The following is a 21,534-nucleotide window of genomic DNA, read 5'->3' as shown; positions in this document are numbered from 1 at the left end:
GGGGGCAACGTCACGGCCGGGGGCAACGTCACGGCCGGGGGCAACGTCACGGCCGGGGGCAACGTCACGGCCGGGGGCAACGTCACGGCCGGGAAGCCCGCTCGGCGGAATCCCGTCCCAGGCCCCACCATGCACCCAGCGGAACCGGCTAGGACAAAGCACGGACCTCGCAATCGGCGGGAGCGACGGTCAGCACCATGCAACCAGGCACGACATCAAGAATCTGCTCTTGATCTTCACTTCAGGAACCCGGCTCTTGATCTTCGGGGAGTCAGGCGGGGAGCCGGTAGCCCCGCTTGACCACGGTCTGGATCACGCCGGGCGTGCCCAGGCCGGCGCGCAGCCGGGCCACCGCCATCTCCACCGCGTGCTCGTCCGCGCCCCGGGGCAGGGCGCGCAGCAGGGCCGCGCGGGACAGCACCCGGCCCGGGGCCGCGGCCAGCGCGCGCAGGACCGCCATCGGGGCCGGGGCCAGCGGCTTCAGGTCACCGTCGACGATCGCCGCGTGGCCGCGCAGGGTCAGTTGGTGGCCCGACACCTCCAGCGACAGGGCCCGGCGGGGGAGCTCGTCCACGATCATGCGGACCAGGGCGCTGAGCCGGGCCCGGGCCGGGGTCACCACCGCGATGCCGTGCCGGCGTAGCGGCGCCGCCGTCACCGGCCCCACGCAGGCCGGGAGGACATCGGCGCGTAGCGCCTCGAGCAGCGGCTCCGCGCCCGTCCCGGCCGCGCGCAGCAGCGCGGCCACCGCCGGCGCCGAGGTGAACGTCACCGCGTCCACCAGGCGGCCGGTGACGAGGTCGACCAGGCGGTGCAGCGGCGCCGGATCGACCGGCGGCGCCCAGCGGTACACCGGCACCTCGATCACCCGGGCGCCGGCCGCCAGCAGCGCCTCGGTGTACTCCGGCTGGCTCTCGCCGTGCAGCTGCATCGCCACCGTCAGGCCGGTGAGGCCGCGCCCGGTCAGGTGCTCGACGACCTCCTCGTAGCCCTCGCCCTCCGGCGACCACTGGTCGTGCAGGCCGGCGGAACGGACGGCGGCGCGGGCCTTGGGGCCGCGGGCGACCAGGTACGCGCGGGAGAGCACCGACCGCAGCGGCTCGGCCAGCCCCCAGCCCTCCGCCGCCTCCAGCCAGCCCCGCATCCCGATCCCCGTGTTGACCAGCACGATGTCCGGTGGCGTCGCGAGGCAGGCGCGGGTCGCCGCGCGCAGTTCGGCGTCGTCGGCGATCGGCACGATGCGCAGGGCCGGCGCGAGCACCACCCGGGCGCCCCGGTTCTCCAGCAGTCCGGCCAGCTCGTCGCGGCGGTGGTCGGAGGTCACGCCGACGGTGTAGCCGGACAGCGACGCCGCGGGCTCCGCGAGCGCCGCCGCGGTGATCACGGTCTTCCTCGTGCCGCCGGCCCGCTCCGTCATCCGGCGGCCCGCCCTCCCCACACCTTCGTGCGGGGAGGGATTCCAGAAAGCCGCGGCGTGGCCGGCCGGTCCACCGAAGGGCACGCTCGGAGACCGCCGTCCTCGGCGTCGACCCGCTCCCACGTCACGCCTGCGTTCTCCGCCGTACCTCCGACCGGCACACGCCGCGGCTCCCCGGCGCCGAGCCGGTCAACCGGCTCGGCGGGTACCGCCAGGTCCGTCCTCAACCCTGGCGGTGGTGCTGCGGTGGTGCGCCCGAGCGCGCCGCCGGGCCGGGGCCCGGGCCGCGCCGTCGGGAAGACCGCACCACTCGCCATGTCCGGAAGCGTGCCGGGGCGGAATTTCGGCTGCGCGTCCCGTATGTTTCGAACCTGCTAAGAGGCATTCACGTCCGCGCGGGACCACGGTGGGTGGAATCACCCCAGCCCGATGTCGGCGTGCCGCGGGGCACCACCTAAACTGGGGGCGCTACGTTATCCGGTCCCGTCTGCGTGACGGGCCCACCGCCCGTTTTGACCGCGCGCCGCGCAGGCGGGTATTGTTGCCTGCTGTTGTGCGACAGCTGCGTTGTTGCGACCAGCGCGCGCCCCCAGACCGACGACGAGACAAGGTAATTCTGTGCGTACGTACAGCCCGAAGCCGGGTGAGATCGAGCGTCAGTGGCACATCATCGACGCTTCCGACGTCGTTCTGGGCCGGCTCGCCACCCACACCGCTACCCTCCTGCGCGGGAAGCACAAGCCCACGTTCGCCCCGCACGTCGACACCGGCGACTTCGTGGTGATCATCAACGCGGGCAAGGTCGCGCTGACCGGCAACAAGCGGCAGACCAAGGTCGCCTACCGGCACTCCGGCTACCCGGGCGGCCTCAAGCAGGTCGGCTACGAGGAGCTGCTGAGCAAGCGCCCCGAGCACGCGGTCGAGCTGGCCGTCAAGGGCATGCTCCCGCACAACAAGCTGGCCCGGCAGATCATCAAGAAGCTGAAGGTCTACCCGGGCGCCGAGCACCCGCACGCCGCGCAGCAGCCGGTGCCGTTCGAAATCAAGCAGATCGCGCAGTGAGCGCGGGCGAAGGAAACAGCATGACCGACATCGTCGAGCCCGAGGTCGCCGAGACCGTCGAGGCCGCGCCGGCCGCCGAGGAGCCCACCGCGGAGGTTCCCGCCGAGGAGCCCACCGCCGAGGAGCCCACCGCCGAGGTCCCCGCCGCTGAGGTCCCCGCCGAGACCGTCGTGGTCGTCGAGGCCGCCCCGGCCGTGGTGCGTGCCCCGCGCCCGGGCGACCGCCCGATCCAGACCGTCGGCCGCCGCAAGGAGGCCATCGTCCGGGTGCGTCTCATCCCCGGCACCGGCAAGATCACCTGCAACGGCCGCGACCTCGAGGCGTACTTCCCGAGCAAGGTGCACCAGCAGCTCATCCGCGAGCCGCTGAGCACCGCCGAGAAGCCCGAGCAGTTCGACGTGATCGCCAACCTGCGTGGCGGCGGCATCACCGGCCAGGCCGGCGCGCTGCGCCTCGGCATCGCCCGGGCGCTCATCACCAACGACCCGGACGACCGCCCGGCCCTGAAGAAGGCCGGCTTCCTCACCCGCGACTCGCGGGTCAAGGAGAGCAAGAAGTACGGCCTCAAGAAGGCCCGCAAGGCCCCGCAGTACTCGAAGCGCTGATCGCAGCGCTCGCCTTGCACCACGTCTGACCGGACGGCCGGGTGCGCCCCCGCAGGGGCGTGCCCGGCCGTTCGCGTTTCCCTCCCCACCAACAGCACCGGGCGGCCGCGCCGAGCAGGCGCGGCGCCGGCGAAAGGAACGACCGCCATGGGGCGACTCTTCGGCACTGACGGCGTACGCGGGCTGGCGAACGGTGACCTGCTCACCCCGGAACTGGCCCTGTCGGTCGCGGTCGCGGCTGCTCGGGTGCTCATCGAGAGCGACGCCAGCCACCAGCCCCTGGCGATCGTCGGGCGCGACCCGCGGGCCAGCGGCGAGATGCTCGAGGCGGCGGTCGTGGCCGGGCTCACCAGCGCCGGCGCCAACGTCGTCCGGGTCGGCGTGCTGCCCACCCCGGCGGTCGCGTTCCTGGTCGGCCAGGCCGGCGCGGACCTCGGCATCATGCTGTCGGCGTCGCACAACCCGATGCCGGACAACGGCATCAAGCTCTTCGCCCCGGGCGGTCAGAAGCTCCCGGACGAGCTGGAGCAGAAGATCGAGGCGGCCATCGCGGACGGGCACGGCCTGGTCGGCCGCCCGACCGGGGCCGGCGTGGGCCGGGTGCACGACCTGCTGGACGGCGCCGAGCACTACGTCAAGCACCTGGTCGAGTCGACCCCGCACGCCCTGGCCGGCGTCAAGGTCGTGGTCGACTGCGCGAACGGCGCGGCCAGCGAGGTCGGCCCGACCGCGTACGAGGAGGCGGGCGCGGAGGTCATCGCGATCCACGCCGACCCGGACGGCCTGAACATCAACGACAACTGCGGCTCCACCCACCTCGAGGCGGTCCGGGCGGCCGTCCTGGAGCACGGCGCCGACCTGGGCCTGGCCCACGACGGCGACGCCGACCGCTGCCTCGCGGTGACCGCGGCGGGCGACGTGGTCGACGGCGACCAGATCATGGCGATCCTGGCGCTGGCCATGCGGGAGGCCGGCACGCTGACCGAGGACACGCTGGTCGCCACGGTGATGAGCAACCTGGGCCTGCGGCTGGCGATGAAGGATGCCGGCATCCGCCTGCTGGAGACCAAGGTCGGCGACCGGTACGTGCTGGAGGAGCTGGCCGCGGGCGGCTACGCCCTGGGCGGCGAGCAGAGCGGCCACATCGTGATGCCCGAATACGCGACCACGGGCGACGGCGTGCTGACCGGTCTGCACCTGATGGCGACGATCGCGAAGACCGGCAAGTCGCTGGCCGAGCTGGCGGCGGTGCTGCACACCCTGCCCCAGGTGCTGATCAACGTGCCGGTCAAGGACCGTCAGGCGGGCGCGGACGCGCCGACCGTGCAGGCGGCGGTGGCGCTGGCCGAGAACGAGCTGGGCGAGTCCGGCCGGGTGCTGCTGCGGCCGTCGGGCACCGAGCACCTGGTCCGGGTGATGGTCGAGGCGGCCACCGAGGAGCAGGCGCGGGCCATCGCCGAGCGGGTGGCTGACGAGGTGCGGACGGCCAGCCCGGCCTGAGGTTGGTGAGGCGACGGCGGGTCCGGGATTTGCCGGGCGCGCCGTCGGCGTCTCCCCGCCGGTCCGGCGCCGGCCCGGCGGCGGCTCGGCCTCGCCGGGCGGCGTTCCGGCGCCCGGCGTTTCCGTGGGCGGCCCGGCGGCGGGTCCAGTTGTTTCGGTCGCCGTGGGCCGCGGGTCAGGCCAGGGTGCGCAGGCGCCGGGCGGCCTCGTCGATGACGTCCTCGCGCTTGCAGAAGGCGAAGCGGATCAGCCGCCGCCCCTGCTCCTGGTGGTCGTAGAACACCTGGGTCGGCACCGCGACCACCCCGCAGCGCTCGGGCAACGCCCGGCAGAAGTCGACGCCGTCGGTGCCGCCCAGCGGCGTGATGTCGGCGGTGACGAAGTAGGTGCCCTCGGACGGGAGCACCCCGAAGCCCGCGTCCGTCAGGCCCGCGACGAGCCGGTCGCGCCGGGACTGCAACGCCTCCCGGAAACCGGTGAAGTACGCATCCGGCAGGCCCAGCGCCACCGCGACCGCCGGCTGCAACGGTCCCGCGTTGACGAACGTCAGGAACTGCTTCACCCGCAGCGTCGTGGACACCAGCGTGGCCGGGCCGGTCGCCCACCCCACCTTCCAGCCGGTGCACGAGAAGGTCTTGCCGGCCGAGGAGATCCGCAGCGTGCGCTCCCGCATGCCCGGCAGCGTGGCCAGCGGGACGTGCGGCGTGGCGGCGTCGGTGAAGACCAGGTGCTCGTAGACCTCGTCGGTCACGGCGTACACGTCGTGCTCCTGGCAGAGCCGGGCGATCAGCGCGAGCTCCGCCCGGGTGAAGACCTTGCCGGTGGGGTTGTGCGGCGTGTTCAGCAGGATCATCCGGGTGTGCGGGCCGAACGCGGCGCGCAGCTCGTCCTCGTCGAAGGCGTACCGCCCGTCGGGGCCGGGCCGCAGCGTGACCGGCCGCCGGACCGCGCCGGCCAGGGCGATCGAGGCCGCGTACGAGTCGTAGTACGGCTCGAAGCACACCACCTCGTCCCCGGGCTCGCACAGGCCGAGGATGCTCGCGGCGATCGCCTCGGTGGCCCCGGCGGTGACCGCCACCTCGGTGTCCGGATCGCGCTCGAGCCCCCAGAACCGCCGCTCGTGCGCGACGATCGCCGCTCGCAGCGCCGGGATGCCCGCGAGCGGCGGATACTGGTTGGCGCCCGATCGCAGCGCCTCGGCGGCCGCCGCCAGCATCTCCGGCGGCCCGTCCGTGTCGGGGAAACCCTGCCCGAGGTTGACGGCGCCGGTGCGCGCCGCCAGCGCGGACATCTCGGTGAAGATGGTGGTGCCGAACGGGCGCATGCGCCCGACGAGCGGATCGGCCGGGGTCGACGTCGTCACGTCTGCCAGCCTAAGGGCGTCCGCGCGGCCGGCGCTGCCCTCCCGGCGCCCGCGGTCAGTAGACCAGCTTGGTGCAGGCGGCGGTGATGAAGTTGCCCTCGCTCGTCTTCTGCGCCACTTCCTGGCCGTCGACCTTGGCGCTGCAGCTGAGCGTGCCCTGCGAGGTGGCGCCGCGGACAGCGATGACCGAGACGAGCGCCGAGCCCTTCATCGTCACCGACTTGCGCCAGGGCAGCGAGGCGTTGCGGACCCGCTTCGGGTCGCCGCCGAGCTTCTCCACGTAGACGATCTCGACCGGGCCGTCGCCGGTGACCTCGTACTCGACCTTGATCTCCTTGTCGGGGTCCAGGTCGGGCAGGTTCGGCAGGCCGGTGGGCAGGTCGGTCGGGAGCCCGGTGGGCAGGTCGGTGGGCAGATCCGTGGGCAGGTCGGTGGGCAGGCCGGGCACCTCGGTCGGGATGTCCGGCAGGGAGTCGATCTTCTCCTGGGCCTTGTCGGCGGCGTTGTTGACCAGCAGCACGGCCGAGGTCACGCCGCCCGCGCAGAGCAGCAGGACCACGGCCACCAGCACGGCCACCAGCGGCAGGTTGCTGCGCTTCGGCGCCGGCGGCGGGGCGCCGTAGCCGGGTTGCTGGCCGTAGCCGGGGGGAGGGCCGTAGCCGGGCGGGCCGTAGCCCGGCGGCTGGTTGCCGGGCGGCTGGTTGCCGGGCGGCTGGTATCCCGGCGGCGGGTACTGGCCCGGCTGCTCCGGCGGCGGGTAGCCGGCCTGGGCGTCGTAGTGCGGGGCCGGCTGCGCGGGGAACTGCGAGGTCGGCGGGTAGCCCTCCGGCGGCCCGCTGGTCTGCGCGTTCGGGGTGGGCAGCGAGGCGTAGCCCGGCTGGAACGACGGGGCCGGCGGTCGCGGCGGCTGCTGCGGCTGGGCCGACAGGGAATCGCCCGACGGTGACGACCACGGCTGACCGGATACGGGTTCCTCCGCGGGGTACGGACGTGTCGGGTCGGAAGGCGGTGGGTAGCTCAATCGTCTCTCCAGAGCAGGCGTCCGCCCGACGGTACGCCCCCGGCGCCAGATGCGGATCACCCGGTCGTGTCGTCGACGGCGCTGAGCTGGCCGGGAAGGGGGACATGACCGCCCGAACGGACCTTTCGATCACGTACGATGCGCGAAAGTATGCCTCTCGCGCAATGGTGGTGAGCGGAAGTCCGCTACGCTGCCCCACATGTGTGGGATCGTGGGTTACGTCGGCGGTCGGCCGGCTCTGCAAATCGTCCTCGACGGGCTTCGCCGGCTGGAGTACCGCGGCTATGACTCCGCCGGTATCGCCGTCATCGACAACTCCGTCATCCTGACCGAGAAGAAGGCCGGCAAGCTGGCGAATCTCGAAAAGGCGCTGGTGGAGCGCGCGGGTGACGGCATCTCGGTGGGCTCCACCGCTATCGGGCACACCCGGTGGGCCACCCACGGCGGTCCCACCGACCGCAACGCGCACCCGCACCTGTCGGCCGACGGCCGGGTCGCGGTGATCCACAACGGCATCATCGAGAACTTCGCCCGGCTGCGCGCCGAGCTCGAGGCGACCAGCGTCGAGTTCGTGAGCGACACCGACACCGAGTGCGCCGCCCACCTGCTCGCCGCCGAGATGCGGGCGCTGCGCGAAGCCGGAGCGGGCGCCGGGGCCGAGGACGGCCCGCAGCTGCTGGCCGAGGGCATGCGCCGCGTCGTCCGCCGGCTCGAGGGCGCCTTCACCCTGCTCGCGGTCGACGTCGAGGTGCCGGACGCGGTCGTGGCCGCCCGGCGCAACTCGCCGCTGGTCGTCGGCCGCGGCGACGGGGAGAACTTCCTGGCCAGCGACGTCTCCGCGTTCATCGAGCACACCCGCGAGGCGGTGGAGCTGGGCCAGGACCAGGTCGTGCTGATCACGCCCGCCGGCATCGAGATCACCGACTTCACCGGCGCCCCCGCGACCGGCAAGGAGTTCCACATCGACTGGGACGCCTCCGCCGCGGAGAAGGGCGGCTACGACTACTTCATGCTCAAGGAGATCGCCGAGCAGCCCCAGGCGATCGCGGACACCCTGCTCGGCCGCCTCTCCGAGCGCGGCGAGATCGTCCTCGACGAGGTCCGCCTCACCGACCAGGACCTGCGCGACGTCGACAAGGTCTTCATCGTGGCCTGCGGCACGTCGTACCACGCCGGCATGGTGGCCAAGTACGCGATCGAGCACTGGGTGCGCATCCCGTGCGAGGTCGAGCTGGCCAGCGAGTTCCGCTACCGCGACCCGATCCTGGACCGCTCGACCCTGATGATCGTGATCAGCCAGTCCGGCGAGACCATGGACACGCTCATGGCGCTGCGCCACGCCAAGGAGCAGAAGGCCCGGGTGCTGGCCATCTGCAACACCAACGGCTCGACCATCCCGCGCGAGTCCGACGCGGTGCTCTACACGCACGGCGGTCCCGAGATCGCGGTGGCCTCCACCAAGGCGTTCGTGACCCAGCTGGTCGCCTGCTACCTGATCGGCCTGCACCTGGCCCAGATCCGCGGCGTCATGTACGCCGACGAGGTCGCCGCCGTGGTCTCCAAGCTGCAGGCCACCCCGGACGCCCTGCGCGAGCTGCTGGGCGGCATGGAGGACGTCCGGGCCCTGGCCCGCGACCTGCGGACCGCCTCGACCATCCTGTTCATCGGCCGGCACGTCGGCTTCCCGGTGGCGCTGGAGGGCGCGCTCAAGCTCAAGGAACTCGCGTACATGCACGCCGAGGGCTTCGCGGCCGGCGAGCTGAAGCACGGCCCGATCGCCCTGATCGACGAGGGCACCCCGGTCGTCTGCGTAGTGCCGTCCCCGGCCGGGCGTGGCGTCCTGCGGGACAAGGTCGTCTCCAACATCCAGGAGGTACGCGCCCGGGGCGCCCGTACCATCGTGATCGCCGAGGAGGGTGACGACGCGGTCCGCGCGTACGCCGACCACCTGATCGTGGTGCCCCGCACGCCGACGCTGCTCGCCCCGCTGATGACCACCGTCCCGTTGCAGATCCTCGCCTGCGAGATCGCCGCGGCCCGGGGTCACGACGTCGACCAGCCGCGCAACCTGGCCAAGTCCGTCACCGTGGAATGACATCGCCCCGCCCCACCGCGATGGCTGCGAGCGCGTCCAGCGCCGCGCTGCCGGGCTCCCAGTAGCCGAGGTGCCCGGCGTCCGGCTCGCTCGCGAACACGCGGGCGCCGAACGCCGGGTCGCTCGGGTTGGCGCCGAAGAACAGGTCGTTCTCCGGCCGGGTGAAGGCCAGCAGGGCGCCGCCCGGCACGGCCTGGCTGAGGAGCAGATCCCCGGCCAGGCTGCGCGGCGACACCGCCGCCCACTGGATGACGTCGGACCGTGACGTCGAGGACCACACGTGCCCCGGCGGCGCGTGCAATTCGGCCGCCGAGTCGACGCCCACCCCGGGCGACCCGACGAAGACCACCTCGTCGGTGGCCAGCCCGGCCCGGGCCGCCGCGGCGCCCACGACCAGCGACCCGTAGCTGTGCCCGAGCACGGTCTGATGCGCCGGCGGACCGAGGTGGGTGGCGCGCAGCCCGTCCTGGAAGCCGCGGAGCCCGATGGCCCCGGCGGTGGCCTGGGCGCGGCTCGCGGCCTCGGGCACGAAGTCGGGTGCGTCGTAACCGAGCCACATGATCGTGCTGGTGGCCGCCTCGGGGGCGAGCTGGTGGGCCCGGGTGGCGATCCGCTCGGCGCGGGCCAGCTCACCGCCGTACGAGGCGAGGTCGGCGGTCATGCCCGGCACCTGGGTCAGGACGTTCGCCGCCCGGTCGGGGTCACCCACCGCGACCACGGCCCGGCCCTCCCCGGCCGGATCGATCCGCAGCAGGTACGCCCGCGGGCCGGCCCCGTCGGCGAGCCTGTCCCGCAGCGCGGCGAGACCGGGCAGCCGGGCCGGCAGGTCGTCGAGGGCCAGCCGGTTCGCCAGGTCGCGGACTGCGGCCGGCACGCCGTCCAGCGGACCGAGCCCCTCCGGCCGGGTGGCCAGCAGCCACCGCCGCTGGGCCGGATCCAGCGCCTCCCACCACCGTCGTACCTGGGCGGGCGTGGCCGTGCAGGCGGGTGGATCGACGGTCGGCGGCCGGACGGGCCCGCCGAAATCCACCTCGCTCAGCCGGCTCGCGGCGGCGCTGTCGGCCTCCGCGGCGATGGTGAGCGCCGCCGTGATGGTCGCCGCGGTCGCGCGGACGGCCTCCGCGGGCCGGCCGCTGACCGTGCCGTCGGCGGTGACGGCGACGCCGGCGGGGATGTTCGCCGGCATCGACCGGCCGCGGGCCAGCGCGGCCGCGAACTCGCTGAGCGCCTGGTCGGCCGCCCAGCAACCGAGCCGGAAGAGGGTCAGCCGCCGGATCAGGGTGGCCAGGAGGGCCGCCGCGGCGTCGGCGGCCGATCCGCGCCAGATGGTGCGCAGCCGTGCCGCGTGGGCGCGCAGCTCGGCCGCCCACCGGCCGGCGGTCGCGGCCCAGACCCGCCACGCGGTCGCCGGTTCGCGCCAGCACCCGGGGTCGGTGGCCCGCAGGTGCGGAAAACTCACGACGGGCCGGCTCATCGCACGTTCCGCAGCCGGGCCGCGGCGCGGTCGTCCGCGTCGTCGTAGTCGTCCGCTGCCGCCGCTGCCTGCCGGGCCGCCGCCGTGATGTCGTCGGCGAGCGCCCGCAACCGCATCCGGGCGGCGGCCGCGGCAGCCGCGGCGGCGGCCGTCGCCGACCAGGGCGGCCCGCTCGGCGGGGGCGGCGGATCGGTGCTGATCCGCGCGGCCGTCGTGGACAGCGCGGTGGCCCAGGCGCGGACCGCTGCGGCGTCGACCTCGAGCTCGGACGTCATCGGCAACCTCCAGATTCGTCGGATGAGGCCGACGACGCTAGGGCAGCGCGGGGCCGCGGATCCGCCCCTGTGGACAAGCCGTCGCGGGCGTACCCCGGTTGTCCACAGGCTCGGCGCACGACCGGCCGCGGCGGACCGCGGGCCGATAGGGTTGCTGCTGTGATCGTGGCTGTGGGGATCGACGTCGTGCTGGTCGAGCGGTTCGGCAAGGCGCTGGAGCGCACGCCGCTGCTCGCCGACCGGCTCTTCACCGACTCGGAGCGCATGACCTCGGCCGGCAATCCGCGCTCGCCCGAGTCGCTGGCCGCCCGGTTCGCGGCCAAGGAGGCGGTCGCCAAGGCGCTCGGCGCGCCCGCGGGCCTGCGCTGGCACGACTGCGAGGTGGTCACCGATCCGGACGGACGGCCCTGGCTGACCGTCTCCGGTACGGTCGCGGCGGTGGCGACCGCGCGGGGCGTCAGCCGCTGGCATCTGTCGCTGTCGCACGACGGTGGCATCGCCTCCGCGATGGTCGTCGCGGAGGCCTGAGTTCCTCAGGGGGTTGCGGAATGCGGCAGGCGTGGCGCGTGGCGGATGTGCGTGCGGCGGAGAAGGCCCTGATGGCGACCCTGCCGCCGGGGACGCTCATGCAGCGCGCGGCGGCCGGGCTGGCCCGCCGGTGTGCCCTGCTGCTGCGGGAGTCCGGCGGCGTCTACGGCGCCACCGTGCTGCTGCTGGTGGGCAGCGGTGACAACGGCGGCGACACGCTCTATGCGGGCGCGACGCTCGCGGCCCGGGGCGCCGGCGTCCGGGCCGTCCTGCTGCGGCCCGACCGGGTGCACCTGGCCGGCCTCGCCGCGCTGCGCCGAGCCGGCGGCGTCACCGTCACCGAGCTGCCCGGCCGGGTCGACCTGGTGGTCGACGGCATCGTCGGGATCGGCGCCAGCGGCGGCCTGCGACCGGACGCGACGGCGCTGGTCCGACGCCTGCCGGAGCTGCGGGCCCGGGACGGCGGGCGGCCGCCGGTGGTCGCGGTCGACGTGCCCAGCGGGGTCGCGGTCGATACCGGCGACGTGCCCGGCGAGGCCGTGCACGCCGACGTCACCGTGACCTTCGGCTGCCTGAAGCCGGCCCATGTCGTCGGCCCGGCCGCGACCCTGGCCGGTCACGTCGAGCTGGTCGACATCGGCCTGGCCGCGACGCTGCACCCCGACCCCGCGGTCCGGGTGCCCGACGCCGCCGACATCGCCGCCTGGTGGCCGCGCCCGAACCCGGCCTCCGACAAGTACAGCCGGGGCGTGGTGGGCGTCGCCACGGGATCCGCGACCTACCCCGGCGCCGCTGTGCTGTCCGTCACGGGCGCGCTCGCCGGCCCGACCGGCATGGTGCGATACGCCGGCAGCGCCGCCCCGGAGGTGCTGCACCGGCACCCGTCCGTGGTCGCCGCCAAGCGGGTGGCCGAGGCCGGCCGGGTCCAGGCCTGGGTCTGCGGCTCGGGGCTGGGCACCGACGAGGCGGCCCGCACGGAGCTGCGCAGTGTGCTCGCCACGTCTCTGCCCGTGCTGCTCGACGCCGACGCGCTCACCCTGCTGGTGGACGGCCAGCACGCCGCCGACCTGCGCCGCGACGCCCCGCTGGTGATCACCCCGCACGACGGTGAGTTCGCCCGGCTGGCCGGGGAGCGACCGGGCGCGGACCGGGTCGGCGCGGCCTGCCGGCTGGCCGCCTGGATCAACGCGGTGGTGCTGCTCAAGGGCGACCGGACGATCGTGGCCACCCCGGCGGGCGGGGCCTGGGTCAACCCGACCGGCACGGCCGCGCTGGCCACGGCGGGCAGCGGCGACGTGCTCGCGGGCCTGCTCGGCTCGCTGCTCGCCGCCGGTCTGCCCGCGGAGCGAGCGGCCGTCATGGCGGCCTACGTGCACGGGCTGGCCGGGCGGCGGGCCGAGCGCGACGGCCCGGTGACCTCGCAGGACGTGGCCGCGGCGCTGCGCCCGGTCCTGGCTGGCCTGCTGTGACGCGGCTCCGTCGTACCGGTCAGTAGGCTGATGAACATGTGGCAGGCCGAGGTCCGGGTAGATCTGGACGCCATCCGGGACAACGTCGCGACGCTGCGCGCCGGCACCACCGCGGAGATCATGGCGGTGGTCAAGGCCGACGGCTACGGGCACGGCATGGTGCCGGCGGCCCGGGCGGCGCTGGCCGGCGGTGCGACCTGGCTGGGCGTCGCCACCCTGGAGGAGGCGCTGACCCTGCGCCGGGCCGGGCTCACCGAGCCGGTGCTCGCCTGGCTGCTGGCCCCCGGGCTGGCGCTGCACGAGGGTGTCGCCGCCGATGTCGACCTCAACGCGGGCAGCCTGGCCCAGCTCGACGAGCTGGTCACCGCGGCCCGCCGGGCCCAGCGGCCGGTGCGCGTGCACCTCAAGCTCGACACCGGCCTGGCCCGCGGCGGCGCCACCCCGGCCGACTGGCCGGCCCTGCTGGAGGCGGCGGCGAAGGCTCAGGCCGACGGCGAGGCGGAGGTCGTCGGCATCTGGAGCCACTTCGTGTACGCGGACGCCCCGGGCCACGAGACGGTCGACCACCAGCTCGCCGTGTTCGCCGAGGGTCTGGCCACCGCGGAGCAGTACGGCATCGAGCCCCGCTACCGCCACATCGCCAACTCGGCCGCTACGCTGACCCGCCCCGACGCCCACTACGACCTGGTCCGCCCCGGGGTGGCCATCTATGGCCTGTCCCCGCTGCCGTCCGAGCACCCGACCGGGCTCCGGCCGGCGATGACGGCCCGCGCCCGGGTCACGCTGACCAAACGGGTCCCGGCGGGCCAGGGCGTCTCCTACGGTCACGCCTACCACACGGCGCGGGAGACGACGCTGGCGCTGGTGCCGCTCGGCTACGGCGACGGGGTTCCCCGGCACGCGTCCAATGTGGGGCCGGTGGCTCTCGGCGGGCGCACTCGCACCATCGCGGGCCGGGTCTGCATGGACCAGATCGTCCTGGACTGCGGCGACGATCCGGTGGCCCCCGGGGACGTGGCGATCCTGTTCGGGCCGGGTGACGACGGCACGCCCACCGCCACCGACTGGGCCGAGGCGATCGGCACGATCAACTACGAGATCGTGACCCGCTTCGGGGGCCCGCGCGTGCCCCGGGTCTACGACGGCACGGCGGGCGTCCCGGCCGAGGCGGCGGCGGGCGATCACCACAGCCGGGAGGCGTCGGGGAGCCGCGAAGCGTCGGGAACCCGGGAAGGGGAGAGTCTGTGAGCCACGCGAAGTCGTCCGGGCGGCGGCCCGTCGCCCGGCGCCGGGCCAAGCAGGTCGGGATAGTCGGCGCCGCCATCGGTCTGGCCGCGGCCGGCCTCGCCACCGCCTTCGCCGTCGAGCGGGCGCTGGTGCGCAAGTCGCTGAACGCGCCCGGCGACCCCCACGCCGGCGAGGAGTTCGGCGACCAGCCCTTCGACCGCGAGCTGACCGTCACCGCCGCCGACGGCACCGACCTGCACGTCGAGATCGTGGAACCGCGGGTGACCGGCGACGGCGACCGGCCCACCGTCGTCTTCGTGCACGGCTTCGCCCTCGACATGGGCACCTTCTACTTCCAGCGCCGGGCGCTGACCGAGCTGGGCGAGCACCGGCTCGTCTTCTACGACCAGCCCGGCCACGGCCGGTCCAGCCGGCTGCACTCCGGCAACTACGACATCGCCGCGCTCGGCAAGTCGCTCGCCGCGGTGCTCGACGAGGTCGTGCCGGAGGGGCGCATCGTCCTGGTCGGGCATTCGATGGGCGGCATGACCATCATGGCGTTCGCCGAGCAGTATCCGGAGTGGTTCGGCGAGCGGGTCGTCGGCGTGGTGCTGATGTCCACCTCGGCCGGTCTGATCGACAAGAGCAAGATCGGCGTGCCCACGCTGGTCGCGCGGGCCAGCGCGCCGTTCTTCCCGATCTGGGGCGGCGCGGCGCGCCTGGGCGGCGGCGTCATCGACCGGGCGCGGGTCGCGACCGGCGATCTGGCCTGGTTGCTGACCCGCCGGTACGGCTTCGGCGACGCCCGGCCCAGCGCCTCGTTGGTCACCTTCGTGGAGCAGATGAACTCGAAGACCTCCGTCGAGACCCTCACCAAGTACCTGCACACCCTGTACTCGCACAACCGGTTCCCGGCGCTGTCCGCGCTGCGCGGCGTGCCGGTGCTCGTGCTGGTCGGCACCAAGGACTACCTGACCCCGGTGACCCATTCCGAGGAGATCCTGCGGCACCTGCCCGAGGCGACGCTGGTCAAGATCGACAACAGCGGGCACGTGGTCATGCTCGAGAAGGCCGACGAGGTCAACGCCGCGCTCATCCCGTTCCTGGAGAAGGTCTCTTGACGCCGGTCCGGCTGGCCACGGTGGACGACACGCAGACCTTCGGCCGGCGGCTCGCGGGTGTGTTGCGGCCCGGGGACCTGGTGTTGCTCACCGGCCCGCTCGGCGCCGGCAAGACCGCGCTGGTGCAGGGCATCGGCGCGGGGCTGGGCGTGCTGGGCGCGGTCACCTCGCCGACGTTCGTCATCGCCCGGGTGCACCGGCCCGATCCCGCGCTGGGCGGCGGGGTGCCGCTGGTGCACGCGGACGCGTACAGGCTGGGCGACGCCGCCGACCCGCGGGCCGAGATCGACGACCTCGACCTGGACGCGTCGGCCGACGACGCCGTCACCGTGGTGGAGTGGGGCGCCGGCCTGGTGGAGCAGCTCAACGACGCGTACCTGGCCGTCCGGATCGACCGGCTCGACGACGACACCCGGGTGATCGACCTCGTCCCCCACGGCGGCGACTGGGCTGCCCGACTGGAGAAGATGTGAACCTGCTCGACCTGCTCCCGCCCGAGTGGCGCACGGAGCTCACGCCGTTCCTCGACGAGGCCGCCACGGCTGCCCTCGGCGCCTTCGTCGGCGCGCAGTACGAGACGAACACGGTGTACCCGCCCGTCGAGGACCTGTTCGCGGCGTACCGGCTGTGCCCGCCGGACCGGGCCCGGGTGCTGATCCTGGGCCAGGACCCGTATCACGGGCCGGGTCAGGCGCACGGGCTGAGCTTCAGCGTCCGGGCCGGGGTGCGGATCCCGCCGTCGCTGCGCAGCGTCTTCAAGGAGCTGGCGGAGGACGTCGCGGTGCCCCCGGCGACCAGCGGCGACCTGACCGGCTGGGCGCGGCAGGGGGTGCTGCTGCTCAACGCGGTCCTGACCGTGCGGGCCGGCGCCGCGGCCTCGCACGCCAACAAGGGCTGGGAGGCGTTCACCGACGCGACGATCCGGGCGCTGGACGCCCGGGACGAGCGCGTGGTGTTCCTGCTCTGGGGCAGCTACGCCCGCAAGAAGGCGGCGCTGATCTCCAATCCCGCGCACGTGGTGCTGGAGGCGGGCCACCCGAGCCCGTTGAACCCGAAGGGCTTCCGCGGCTCGCGCCCGTTCAGCGCGGCCAACAAGGCGCTGGCCGACGCCGGCCGCCCCCTCGTCGACTGGGACCCGCGGGCCGGCGGTTAGGGTTCTCACGTGCTCGTTCTCGCGCTGGACACCTCCACCCCCGCGGTGACCGCCGCCGTCGGCGAGGTCACCGACAGCGGCATGAAGGGCATCGCGGAGCGCCGTACGGTCGATCCCCGCGCGCACGGTGAGCGGCTCGCGCCGCAGGTCCGGCTGGTGCTGGACGACGCCGGGGTGCGCGTGGGGGAGCTGGCCGCGATCGTCGCCGGCGTCGGCCCGGGCCCCTTCACGGGGCTGCGGGTCGGCCTGGCCACCGCCGCCGCCATGGGGCAGGCGCTCGGCATCCCGACGTACGGGATCTGCTCGCTCGATGCCCTGGGCCGGGCCGCCGGTCCCGGCCGGGTCCTGGTCGCCACCGACGCGCGCCGCCGCGAGGTCTACGTCGCCACCTATGCCGACGGGGTGCGGGTCGCCGGGCCGGAGGTCGCCAAGCCGGCCGACGTCGCGGTCGACGCCGACCGGGCCGTCGGCGAGGGCGCGGTCCGGTACAGCGAGATCTTCGGCATCCCGGTCGACGACCGGCTGCAGTACCCCCCGGGCGAGGCGCTGATCGCGCTGGCCGCGGAGTCGGTGCGCGGGCGGGCCCCGGGGGATCCGCTCACCCCGCTCTACCTGCGCCGGCCGGACGCCGTCGAGCCGGGCGCGCGCAAGGCTGTGCTGCCCTGATGCGCATCAGCCGGTTCCGCTGGTGGCACATCGCCGAGGTGCTGCCGATCGAGGAGGACCTGTTCGGCGCGGAGAAGTGGTCGGCCGCCATGTTCTGGAACGAGCTGGCCCAGCGGCACTTCTACCTGGTCGCGGAGGAGGACGAGAAGGTCGCCGGCTACGCGGGCCTGGCGATCGTCGACCGGGAGGAGTCCTGGGTGCAGAACATCGCCGTCGACCGGCGGGCCCAGCGCGGCGGCATCGGGCGCCGGCTGCTGGAGGCGCTGCTGGCCGAGGCGGGCCGGCGCAAGGTGCTGCTCGAGGTCGCCGTCGACAACGCGCCCGCCCAGCGGCTCTACGCCGCGTACGACTTCGAGCCCGTCGGCCTGCGGCGCGGCTACTACCAGCCCAGCAACACCGACGCCGTGGTGATGATGCGAAGTGCCTGACGAGCCTCTGGTCCTCGGGATCGAGACCTCCTGCGACGAGACCGGCGTCGGCATCGTCCGCGGCCACACCCTGCTGGCCGACGCCCTGGCCTCCAGCGTCGAGCAGCACGCGCGCTTCGGTGGGGTGGTGCCCGAGGTGGCCAGCCGGGCCCACCTCGAGGCGATGGTGCCGACCATGCAGCGGGCGCTCGACGACGCCGGGGTCACGCTGGCCGACATCGACGCGATCGCGGTGACTGCGGGGCCCGGCCTGGCCGGGGCGCTGCTGGTCGGGGTGGCCGCCGCCAAGGGGTACGCGCTCGCGGCCGACAAGCCCATCTACGGCGTCAACCACCTCGCCGCCCACGTTGCCGTCGACACCCTTGAGCACGGCCCGCTGCCCGAGCCGGCCATCGCCATGCTGGTCTCCGGCGGCCACTCGTCGCTGCTGCTGGTGGACGACCTCACCGCCGGCGTCACGCCGCTCGGCGCGACCATCGACGACGCTGCCGGGGAGGCCTTCGACAAGGTCGCCCGGCTGCTCGGCATGGGTTTCCCGGGCGGGCCGGTGATCGACCGGACGGCCCGGGCGGGCAACCCCGCCGCGATCGCCTTCCCGCGCGGGCTCACCGCGCCGAAGGATCAGCTCAAGCACCGCTACGACTTCTCCTTCTCCGGGCTGAAGACGGCCGTGGCGCGGTGGGTCGAGGCGCGCGAGCGCAGCGGCGAGCCGGTGCCGGTGGCCGACGTGGCGGCCAGCTTCCAGGACGCCGTGTGCGACGTGTTGACCAGCAAGGCCCTGGACGCGTGCCGGCAGCACGGCGTCGAGACGCTGATCATCGGTGGCGGCGTCGCCGCCAACTCGCGGTTGCGGGTGCTCGCCGAGGAACGCGCGGCCAAGCTGGGCATCCGGGTGCGGGTGCCCCGCCCCGGGCTGTGCACCGACAACGGCGCCATGGTGGCCGCGCTCGGCTCGCACCTGGTGGCGGCCGGGGTCGCGCCCAGCCGGCTGGACCTGCCGGCGGATTCCGCGATGCCATTGACCTCGGTCACTGTGGCGGGGTAGGAAGCAGCATGATCGCACGCATGTGGGAGGTACGGGCCCTCGGCAGCGGCTTCGACGAGCTGCTCGCCTGGGTCTGCGACGTGGCGCTGCCGCAGGTGGAGGTGCTGCCGTCGCACGTGTCGAGCGAGGTCTACTCGTCGACCGACCACCGCATCGTGGTCATCTCCCGCTGGCGGCACACCCCGGCGGACCTGCCTGCGCCGCCGGCCCACCTGACCGCCCGCGCCCCGCACGCCTGGGACTTCACCCCCGTCGACCGGTGACGGCGGGTCAGCGCAGGGCCAGGGCCACCCCGAGCAGCACCAGCGTGATCAGCGCGACCGCGAAGACGAGGAGCAGCTCGCGGCGCTGCTTCTCCTCCGGGGTCTCGGCGGGCAGGTCGCTCACCACCGCCGCCAGCTCCTCCAGGGTGCGGGCGGCGCTGGCCAGCCCGACCCGCTGGGCGAACTCGTCCAGGGTCAGCCGTCCGGCGCCGGTGTGCCGCTCGAGCGCGGCCACGATCCGCTGCCGATCCTCGTCGGAAGCGCGCATGCTCACGCGGGCACTCTAGTACCCGGCTCACAACAGGGGATCGGCCAGCAGTCGTTCGAAGGCCAGCTCGGCCGCGCCGATCAGGGCGGCGTCGTTGCCGAGCTCGGGCGTACGCAGCCGGACGTGCTCGCGGCAGGCCGGCAGCGCCACCTCGTTCAGCCGGCTGCGGATCTGGGCCGCGGCGACCAGGTACACGTCGCGCAGCGTGCCACCGAAGATCACCGCCTCCGGGTTGAAGATGTTGATCAGGTTGCCGACGCCGAGGCCGATCCAGTCGCCGACCTGCCGCACCGCCTGCTGGGCCGCCCAGTCGCCGCGCATCGCCGCGTCCACCACGTCCAGCACCGCCTCGCGGCCGCTCAGGTGACCCCGGCCGGCCAGCTCGAGCAGCGCGTACTCACCGATCTCCGTCTCCCAGCAGCCGCGGGAGCCGCAACTGCACGGGCGGCCCTTGGGGTTGACGACCATGTGGCCGACCTCGCCGCCGTACCCGCCGTGGCCGGTGACCCGGCGGCCGCCTGCGATGATGCCGCCGCCGACGCCCACGTCGCCGTACAGGTAGATGACGTTGTCGCGGCCCGCCGCCGCGCCGCGGCTGTGCTCGACCAGGGCCGAGACGTCGGCGATGTTGCCGACGATGAGCGGGCCCACGTCCCCGATCTCCTCGCTGAGGGCCTCGCCGACCGGCTCCTCGACCCAGCCGATGGTGGGGGCCAGGCGGACCATGCCGTCGTCGCGGCGCACCATGCCGGCCACGGCCAGGCCGCCGCCGACGTAGCGGGCGCCCTCGGGCACGTCCAGGCGCATCTCGTGGATGAAGCCGGCCAGCGGCTGGACCGCGTCGATAACCTGCATGCCGCGCGGGCGGTCGGTCTCGCGCCGGTCCAGGATCCGGCCGCCCAGCCCGACCCGGGCCGCGCGCAGCCGGTCCACCTCGATGGCCAGCGCGTACGCGTACACCTGGGACGACTCGGGCCGGACGACCAGGGACGGTCGTCCGGCCCGGCGGGTCTGCTGGGGCGGGCGTTCGGTGACGAGCCCGGCGGCGGCCAGGTCGGCGGTCAGCGCGCCGATGGTGCTGCGGTTCAGGCCCAGCTTGGTGGTCAGCTCCGCCCGGGACGTATCGCCATGGATGTGGACGTACCGCAGCAACGTCCCCAGGTTGTGCCGGCGTACCTCCTCCTGGCTGGGGCCGGCTCGCATCAGCTGGCTGCCCCCTTACCGTGAGGCTCGCTCATCGGTTACCGGTGGCTGCCGCTCTACGCCGCGACAACGCGTCCACGCTGGCGGCCAGAAGCAGGATAAGACCTGTCACCACGAATTTGGTACCGGCGCTGTACCCCATCAGTCCCATGCCGTTGTCGATCACCGCGATGACCGCCCCGCCGATGACCGCGTCCAGCACCCGGCCCTTGCCGCCGAAGAGGCTGGTGCCGCCGATCACGGCCGCGCCGACCGCGTACAGCAGCACGTTGCTGCCGCCGGAGTTCGGGTCGACCGAGTTGGCCCGGCTGGCGGCGATGATGCCGCCGATCGAGGCCATGAACGAGCCGATCACGAAGACCGAGATGCGGATCCGGTCGACCGGGATGCCGGCCCGGCGGGCGGCCTCGGTGTTGCCGCCGACCGCGTAGACGTGCCGGCCGTAGGCCGTGCGCCCGAGCACGAAGGTCCAGATGACCAGGAAGACCGCGATGATCGGCGCCACGATCGGCACGCCCTTGACCGACCCGCTGATCAGCGGGTTGATGCTGCGCTCGGCGGTCAGCACGGCGACGGCGGCGAACAGGATCACCGCGAGCGCCGCGATCCGGCTGAGCACGATGCCGAGCGGGTCGGTGACCAGGCCGCGGACCGCGCGGCCGCGGATCCGCGCGAACTGCACCGCGGCGTACCCGGCCACGGCCGCGATCGCGAGCGCCCAGCTCACCACGACCGACATGTTCTTGTTGGCCAGCGAGAGCACGAAGGTGTCCCGGATGGAGATGTTCTTGCCGCCGCTGAGCAGCACCAGCAGGATGCCCTGGAAGGCCAGGAAGGCGGCCAGCGTCACCACGAACGACGGGATGCCGACCTTGGCCACCAGGAAGCCCAGCACGAAGCCGATGATCAGGCCGGTCACCACGGCGACCGGGATCGCCGAGCTCCAGTGCCAGCCGTGGGTGGTCAGCAGGATGGCCATCACCGCGCCGCACACGCCGCTGGCGAAGCCGGCGGACAGGTCGATCTCGCCCAGCAGCAGCACGAAGACCAGGCCCATGGCGATGAAGATGACCGCCGCGCCCTGGGAGAACAGGTTGGCGAAGTTCACCGCGCTGAAGAACGTGGGCCGGGCGATGCCGAAGATCAGGCAGAGCACGATCAGGCCCAGGATGGCCGGCAGGCTGCCGATGTCGCCGCCGCGGACCCGGCCCCAGTAGTCGTGCAGGTGGCTGGCGACCGTGGGCTTGACCACCCGGACGCCGGCGCTCGTGGTCGTTGTGGTTGTCATCGGTCCGCTTCCTCCGCAGGCGTGATGTCGGCGAAGCCGGAGGCGGCCGGCTTCTCGGGCGGC

Annotated in this window: 21 protein-coding genes and 1 pseudogene; 14 read left to right on the top strand and 8 right to left on the bottom strand. The window is 74.1% G+C overall.

What is annotated here, in order from left to right:
* Window positions 1-271: 271 nt before the first annotated feature.
* Complete coding sequence (locus Ani05nite_RS37720; RefSeq protein ID WP_203776529.1) at window positions 272-1,417, bottom strand: uroporphyrinogen-III synthase; 1,146 nt, start codon at window positions 1,415-1,417, stop codon at window positions 272-274.
* Window positions 1,418-2,035: 618 nt separating this feature from the next.
* On the opposite strand from Ani05nite_RS37720, the gene rplM reads away from it, so the two are divergent.
* The 3 genes from rplM (at window position 2,036) to glmM (ending at window position 4,584) form a co-directional block, all read left to right on the top strand.
* Window positions 2,036-2,479 carry a 50S ribosomal protein L13 gene (gene rplM, locus Ani05nite_RS37715; RefSeq protein WP_203776528.1) on the top strand — a complete coding sequence of 148 codons (444 nt, stop codon included), beginning with the start codon at window positions 2,036-2,038 and terminating at the stop codon, window positions 2,477-2,479.
* 20 nt (window positions 2,480-2,499) lie between these two features.
* Window positions 2,500-3,084 carry a 30S ribosomal protein S9 gene (gene rpsI, locus Ani05nite_RS37710; RefSeq protein WP_275410713.1) on the top strand — a complete coding sequence of 195 codons (585 nt, stop codon included), beginning with the start codon at window positions 2,500-2,502 and terminating at the stop codon, window positions 3,082-3,084.
* A gap of 147 nt (window positions 3,085-3,231) precedes the next feature.
* Entirely contained in the window at window positions 3,232-4,584 is a 1,353-nt protein-coding gene (gene glmM / locus Ani05nite_RS37705; RefSeq protein WP_203776527.1) for a phosphoglucosamine mutase, read from the top strand.
* Window positions 4,585-4,759: 175 nt separating this feature from the next.
* Here glmM and Ani05nite_RS37700 read toward each other — a convergent pair whose 3' ends face one another.
* The gene (locus Ani05nite_RS37700) at window positions 4,760-5,947 is read right to left on the bottom strand and encodes a pyridoxal phosphate-dependent aminotransferase (RefSeq protein WP_203776526.1); all 1,188 of its coding nucleotides are present in this window, start codon (window positions 5,945-5,947) and stop codon (window positions 4,760-4,762) included.
* Between the two features lie 55 nt (window positions 5,948-6,002).
* Window positions 6,003-6,968 (bottom strand): MmpS family transport accessory protein, encoded by a 966-nt coding sequence (locus Ani05nite_RS37695; RefSeq protein WP_203776525.1) that lies wholly within the window; start codon window positions 6,966-6,968, stop codon window positions 6,003-6,005.
* A 199-nt stretch (window positions 6,969-7,167) separates the two neighbouring features.
* Between Ani05nite_RS37695 and glmS the strand changes: the two genes are divergently transcribed.
* A complete protein-coding gene (glmS, locus tag Ani05nite_RS37690; RefSeq protein WP_203776524.1) occupies window positions 7,168-9,063 on the top strand; it encodes a glutamine--fructose-6-phosphate transaminase (isomerizing) in 1,896 nt (631 codons plus the stop codon).
* Here the strand turns inward: glmS and Ani05nite_RS37685 are convergent.
* Both Ani05nite_RS37685 and Ani05nite_RS37680 read right to left on the bottom strand, forming a co-directional pair.
* Window positions 9,050-10,522: an alpha/beta hydrolase gene (locus tag Ani05nite_RS37685; RefSeq protein ID WP_239131042.1), complete on the bottom strand. Its 1,473-nt coding sequence runs from the start codon at window positions 10,520-10,522 to the stop codon at window positions 9,050-9,052. The genes glmS and Ani05nite_RS37685 overlap by 14 nt on opposite strands.
* Window positions 10,523-10,533: 11 nt before the next feature.
* Window positions 10,534-10,812: a hypothetical protein gene (locus Ani05nite_RS37680; protein ID WP_203776522.1), complete on the bottom strand. Its 279-nt coding sequence runs from the start codon at window positions 10,810-10,812 to the stop codon at window positions 10,534-10,536.
* 159 nt (window positions 10,813-10,971) lie between these two features.
* Between Ani05nite_RS37680 and Ani05nite_RS37675 the strand changes: the two genes are divergently transcribed.
* The 10 genes and pseudogenes from Ani05nite_RS37675 to Ani05nite_RS37630 all read left to right on the top strand — a co-directional run bounded on the left by Ani05nite_RS37675 (window position 10,972) and on the right by Ani05nite_RS37630 (window position 18,712).
* On the top strand, window positions 10,972-11,340 hold the full coding sequence (locus Ani05nite_RS37675; protein WP_203776521.1) for a holo-ACP synthase: 369 nt from the start codon (window positions 10,972-10,974) through the stop codon (window positions 11,338-11,340).
* Window positions 11,341-11,360: 20 nt separating this feature from the next.
* Window positions 11,361-12,809, top strand: a complete 1,449-nt coding sequence (locus Ani05nite_RS37670; RefSeq protein ID WP_203776520.1) for an NAD(P)H-hydrate dehydratase — start codon at window positions 11,361-11,363, stop codon at window positions 12,807-12,809.
* Window positions 12,810-12,845: 36 nt separating this feature from the next.
* Window positions 12,846-13,955, top strand: a pseudogene (gene alr, locus Ani05nite_RS37665) (alanine racemase); the annotation flags it as partial.
* Window positions 13,956-14,116: 161 nt separating this feature from the next.
* Entirely contained in the window at window positions 14,117-15,157 is a 1,041-nt protein-coding gene (locus Ani05nite_RS37660) for an alpha/beta fold hydrolase (protein WP_239131043.1), read from the top strand.
* On the top strand, window positions 15,154-15,630 hold the full coding sequence (gene tsaE, locus Ani05nite_RS37655; protein ID WP_203776515.1) for a tRNA (adenosine(37)-N6)-threonylcarbamoyltransferase complex ATPase subunit type 1 TsaE: 477 nt from the start codon (window positions 15,154-15,156) through the stop codon (window positions 15,628-15,630). The genes Ani05nite_RS37660 and tsaE overlap by 4 nt, the downstream gene beginning before the upstream one ends.
* Window positions 15,627-16,310, top strand: a complete 684-nt coding sequence (ung, locus tag Ani05nite_RS37650) for a uracil-DNA glycosylase (protein ID WP_203776513.1) — start codon at window positions 15,627-15,629, stop codon at window positions 16,308-16,310. The genes tsaE and ung overlap by 4 nt, the downstream gene beginning before the upstream one ends.
* Window positions 16,311-16,319: 9 nt before the next feature.
* Entirely contained in the window at window positions 16,320-16,976 is a 657-nt protein-coding gene (gene tsaB / locus Ani05nite_RS37645) for a tRNA (adenosine(37)-N6)-threonylcarbamoyltransferase complex dimerization subunit type 1 TsaB (protein WP_203776511.1), read from the top strand.
* Window positions 16,976-17,404: a ribosomal protein S18-alanine N-acetyltransferase gene (gene rimI, locus Ani05nite_RS37640; RefSeq protein WP_203776509.1), complete on the top strand. Its 429-nt coding sequence runs from the start codon at window positions 16,976-16,978 to the stop codon at window positions 17,402-17,404. The genes tsaB and rimI overlap by 1 nt, the downstream gene beginning before the upstream one ends.
* On the top strand, window positions 17,397-18,449 hold the full coding sequence (gene tsaD, locus Ani05nite_RS37635; RefSeq protein WP_203776507.1) for a tRNA (adenosine(37)-N6)-threonylcarbamoyltransferase complex transferase subunit TsaD: 1,053 nt from the start codon (window positions 17,397-17,399) through the stop codon (window positions 18,447-18,449). Before rimI ends, tsaD begins: the two co-directional genes overlap by 8 nt.
* An 8-nt stretch (window positions 18,450-18,457) precedes the next feature.
* Window positions 18,458-18,712, top strand: a complete 255-nt coding sequence (locus Ani05nite_RS37630) for a hypothetical protein (protein WP_203776505.1) — start codon at window positions 18,458-18,460, stop codon at window positions 18,710-18,712.
* 7 nt (window positions 18,713-18,719) lie between these two features.
* Here Ani05nite_RS37630 and Ani05nite_RS37625 read toward each other — a convergent pair whose 3' ends face one another.
* The 3 genes from Ani05nite_RS37625 to Ani05nite_RS37615 are packed head-to-tail and all read right to left on the bottom strand — an operon-like array spanning window position 18,720 to window position 21,471.
* On the bottom strand, window positions 18,720-18,980 hold the full coding sequence (locus Ani05nite_RS37625) for a DUF1707 SHOCT-like domain-containing protein (RefSeq protein WP_203776530.1): 261 nt from the start codon (window positions 18,978-18,980) through the stop codon (window positions 18,720-18,722).
* Between the two features lie 27 nt (window positions 18,981-19,007).
* Window positions 19,008-20,183, bottom strand: a complete 1,176-nt coding sequence (locus tag Ani05nite_RS37620; protein WP_203776503.1) for an ROK family transcriptional regulator — start codon at window positions 20,181-20,183, stop codon at window positions 19,008-19,010.
* 31 nt (window positions 20,184-20,214) lie between these two features.
* A complete protein-coding gene (locus tag Ani05nite_RS37615) occupies window positions 20,215-21,471 on the bottom strand; it encodes a sugar ABC transporter permease (protein WP_203776501.1) in 1,257 nt (418 codons plus the stop codon).
* Window positions 21,472-21,534: the final 63 nt, after the last annotated feature.

This window comes from Actinoplanes nipponensis (genome assembly GCF_016862275.1).
Taxonomy (GTDB): Bacteria; Actinomycetota; Actinomycetes; order Mycobacteriales; family Micromonosporaceae; genus Actinoplanes; species Actinoplanes nipponensis.
The sequence above is the reverse complement of the archived record's forward strand: the minus strand, read 5'-3'. Positions and strand labels throughout refer to the sequence as shown.

Coding starts and splice junctions, on each gene's coding strand:
- Ani05nite_RS37720 (WP_203776529.1), bottom strand. CDS start 1,417: ATGACGGAGCGGGCCGGCGGCACGAGGAAGACCGTGATCACCGCGGCG.
- rpsI (WP_275410713.1), top strand. CDS start 2,500: ATGACCGACATCGTCGAGCCCGAGGTCGCCGAGACCGTCGAGGCCGCG.
- glmM (WP_203776527.1), top strand. CDS start 3,232: ATGGGGCGACTCTTCGGCACTGACGGCGTACGCGGGCTGGCGAACGGT.
- glmS (WP_203776524.1), top strand. CDS start 7,168: ATGTGTGGGATCGTGGGTTACGTCGGCGGTCGGCCGGCTCTGCAAATC.
- Ani05nite_RS37680 (WP_203776522.1), bottom strand. CDS start 10,812: ATGACGTCCGAGCTCGAGGTCGACGCCGCAGCGGTCCGCGCCTGGGCC.
- Ani05nite_RS37670 (WP_203776520.1), top strand. CDS start 11,361: ATGCGGCAGGCGTGGCGCGTGGCGGATGTGCGTGCGGCGGAGAAGGCC.
- rimI (WP_203776509.1), top strand. CDS start 16,976: ATGCGCATCAGCCGGTTCCGCTGGTGGCACATCGCCGAGGTGCTGCCG.
- Ani05nite_RS37630 (WP_203776505.1), top strand. CDS start 18,458: ATGATCGCACGCATGTGGGAGGTACGGGCCCTCGGCAGCGGCTTCGAC.
- Ani05nite_RS37625 (WP_203776530.1), bottom strand. CDS start 18,980: ATGCGCGCTTCCGACGAGGATCGGCAGCGGATCGTGGCCGCGCTCGAG.
- Ani05nite_RS37620 (WP_203776503.1), bottom strand. CDS start 20,183: ATGCGAGCCGGCCCCAGCCAGGAGGAGGTACGCCGGCACAACCTGGGG.
- Ani05nite_RS37615 (WP_203776501.1), bottom strand. CDS start 21,471: ATGACAACCACAACGACCACGAGCGCCGGCGTCCGGGTGGTCAAGCCC.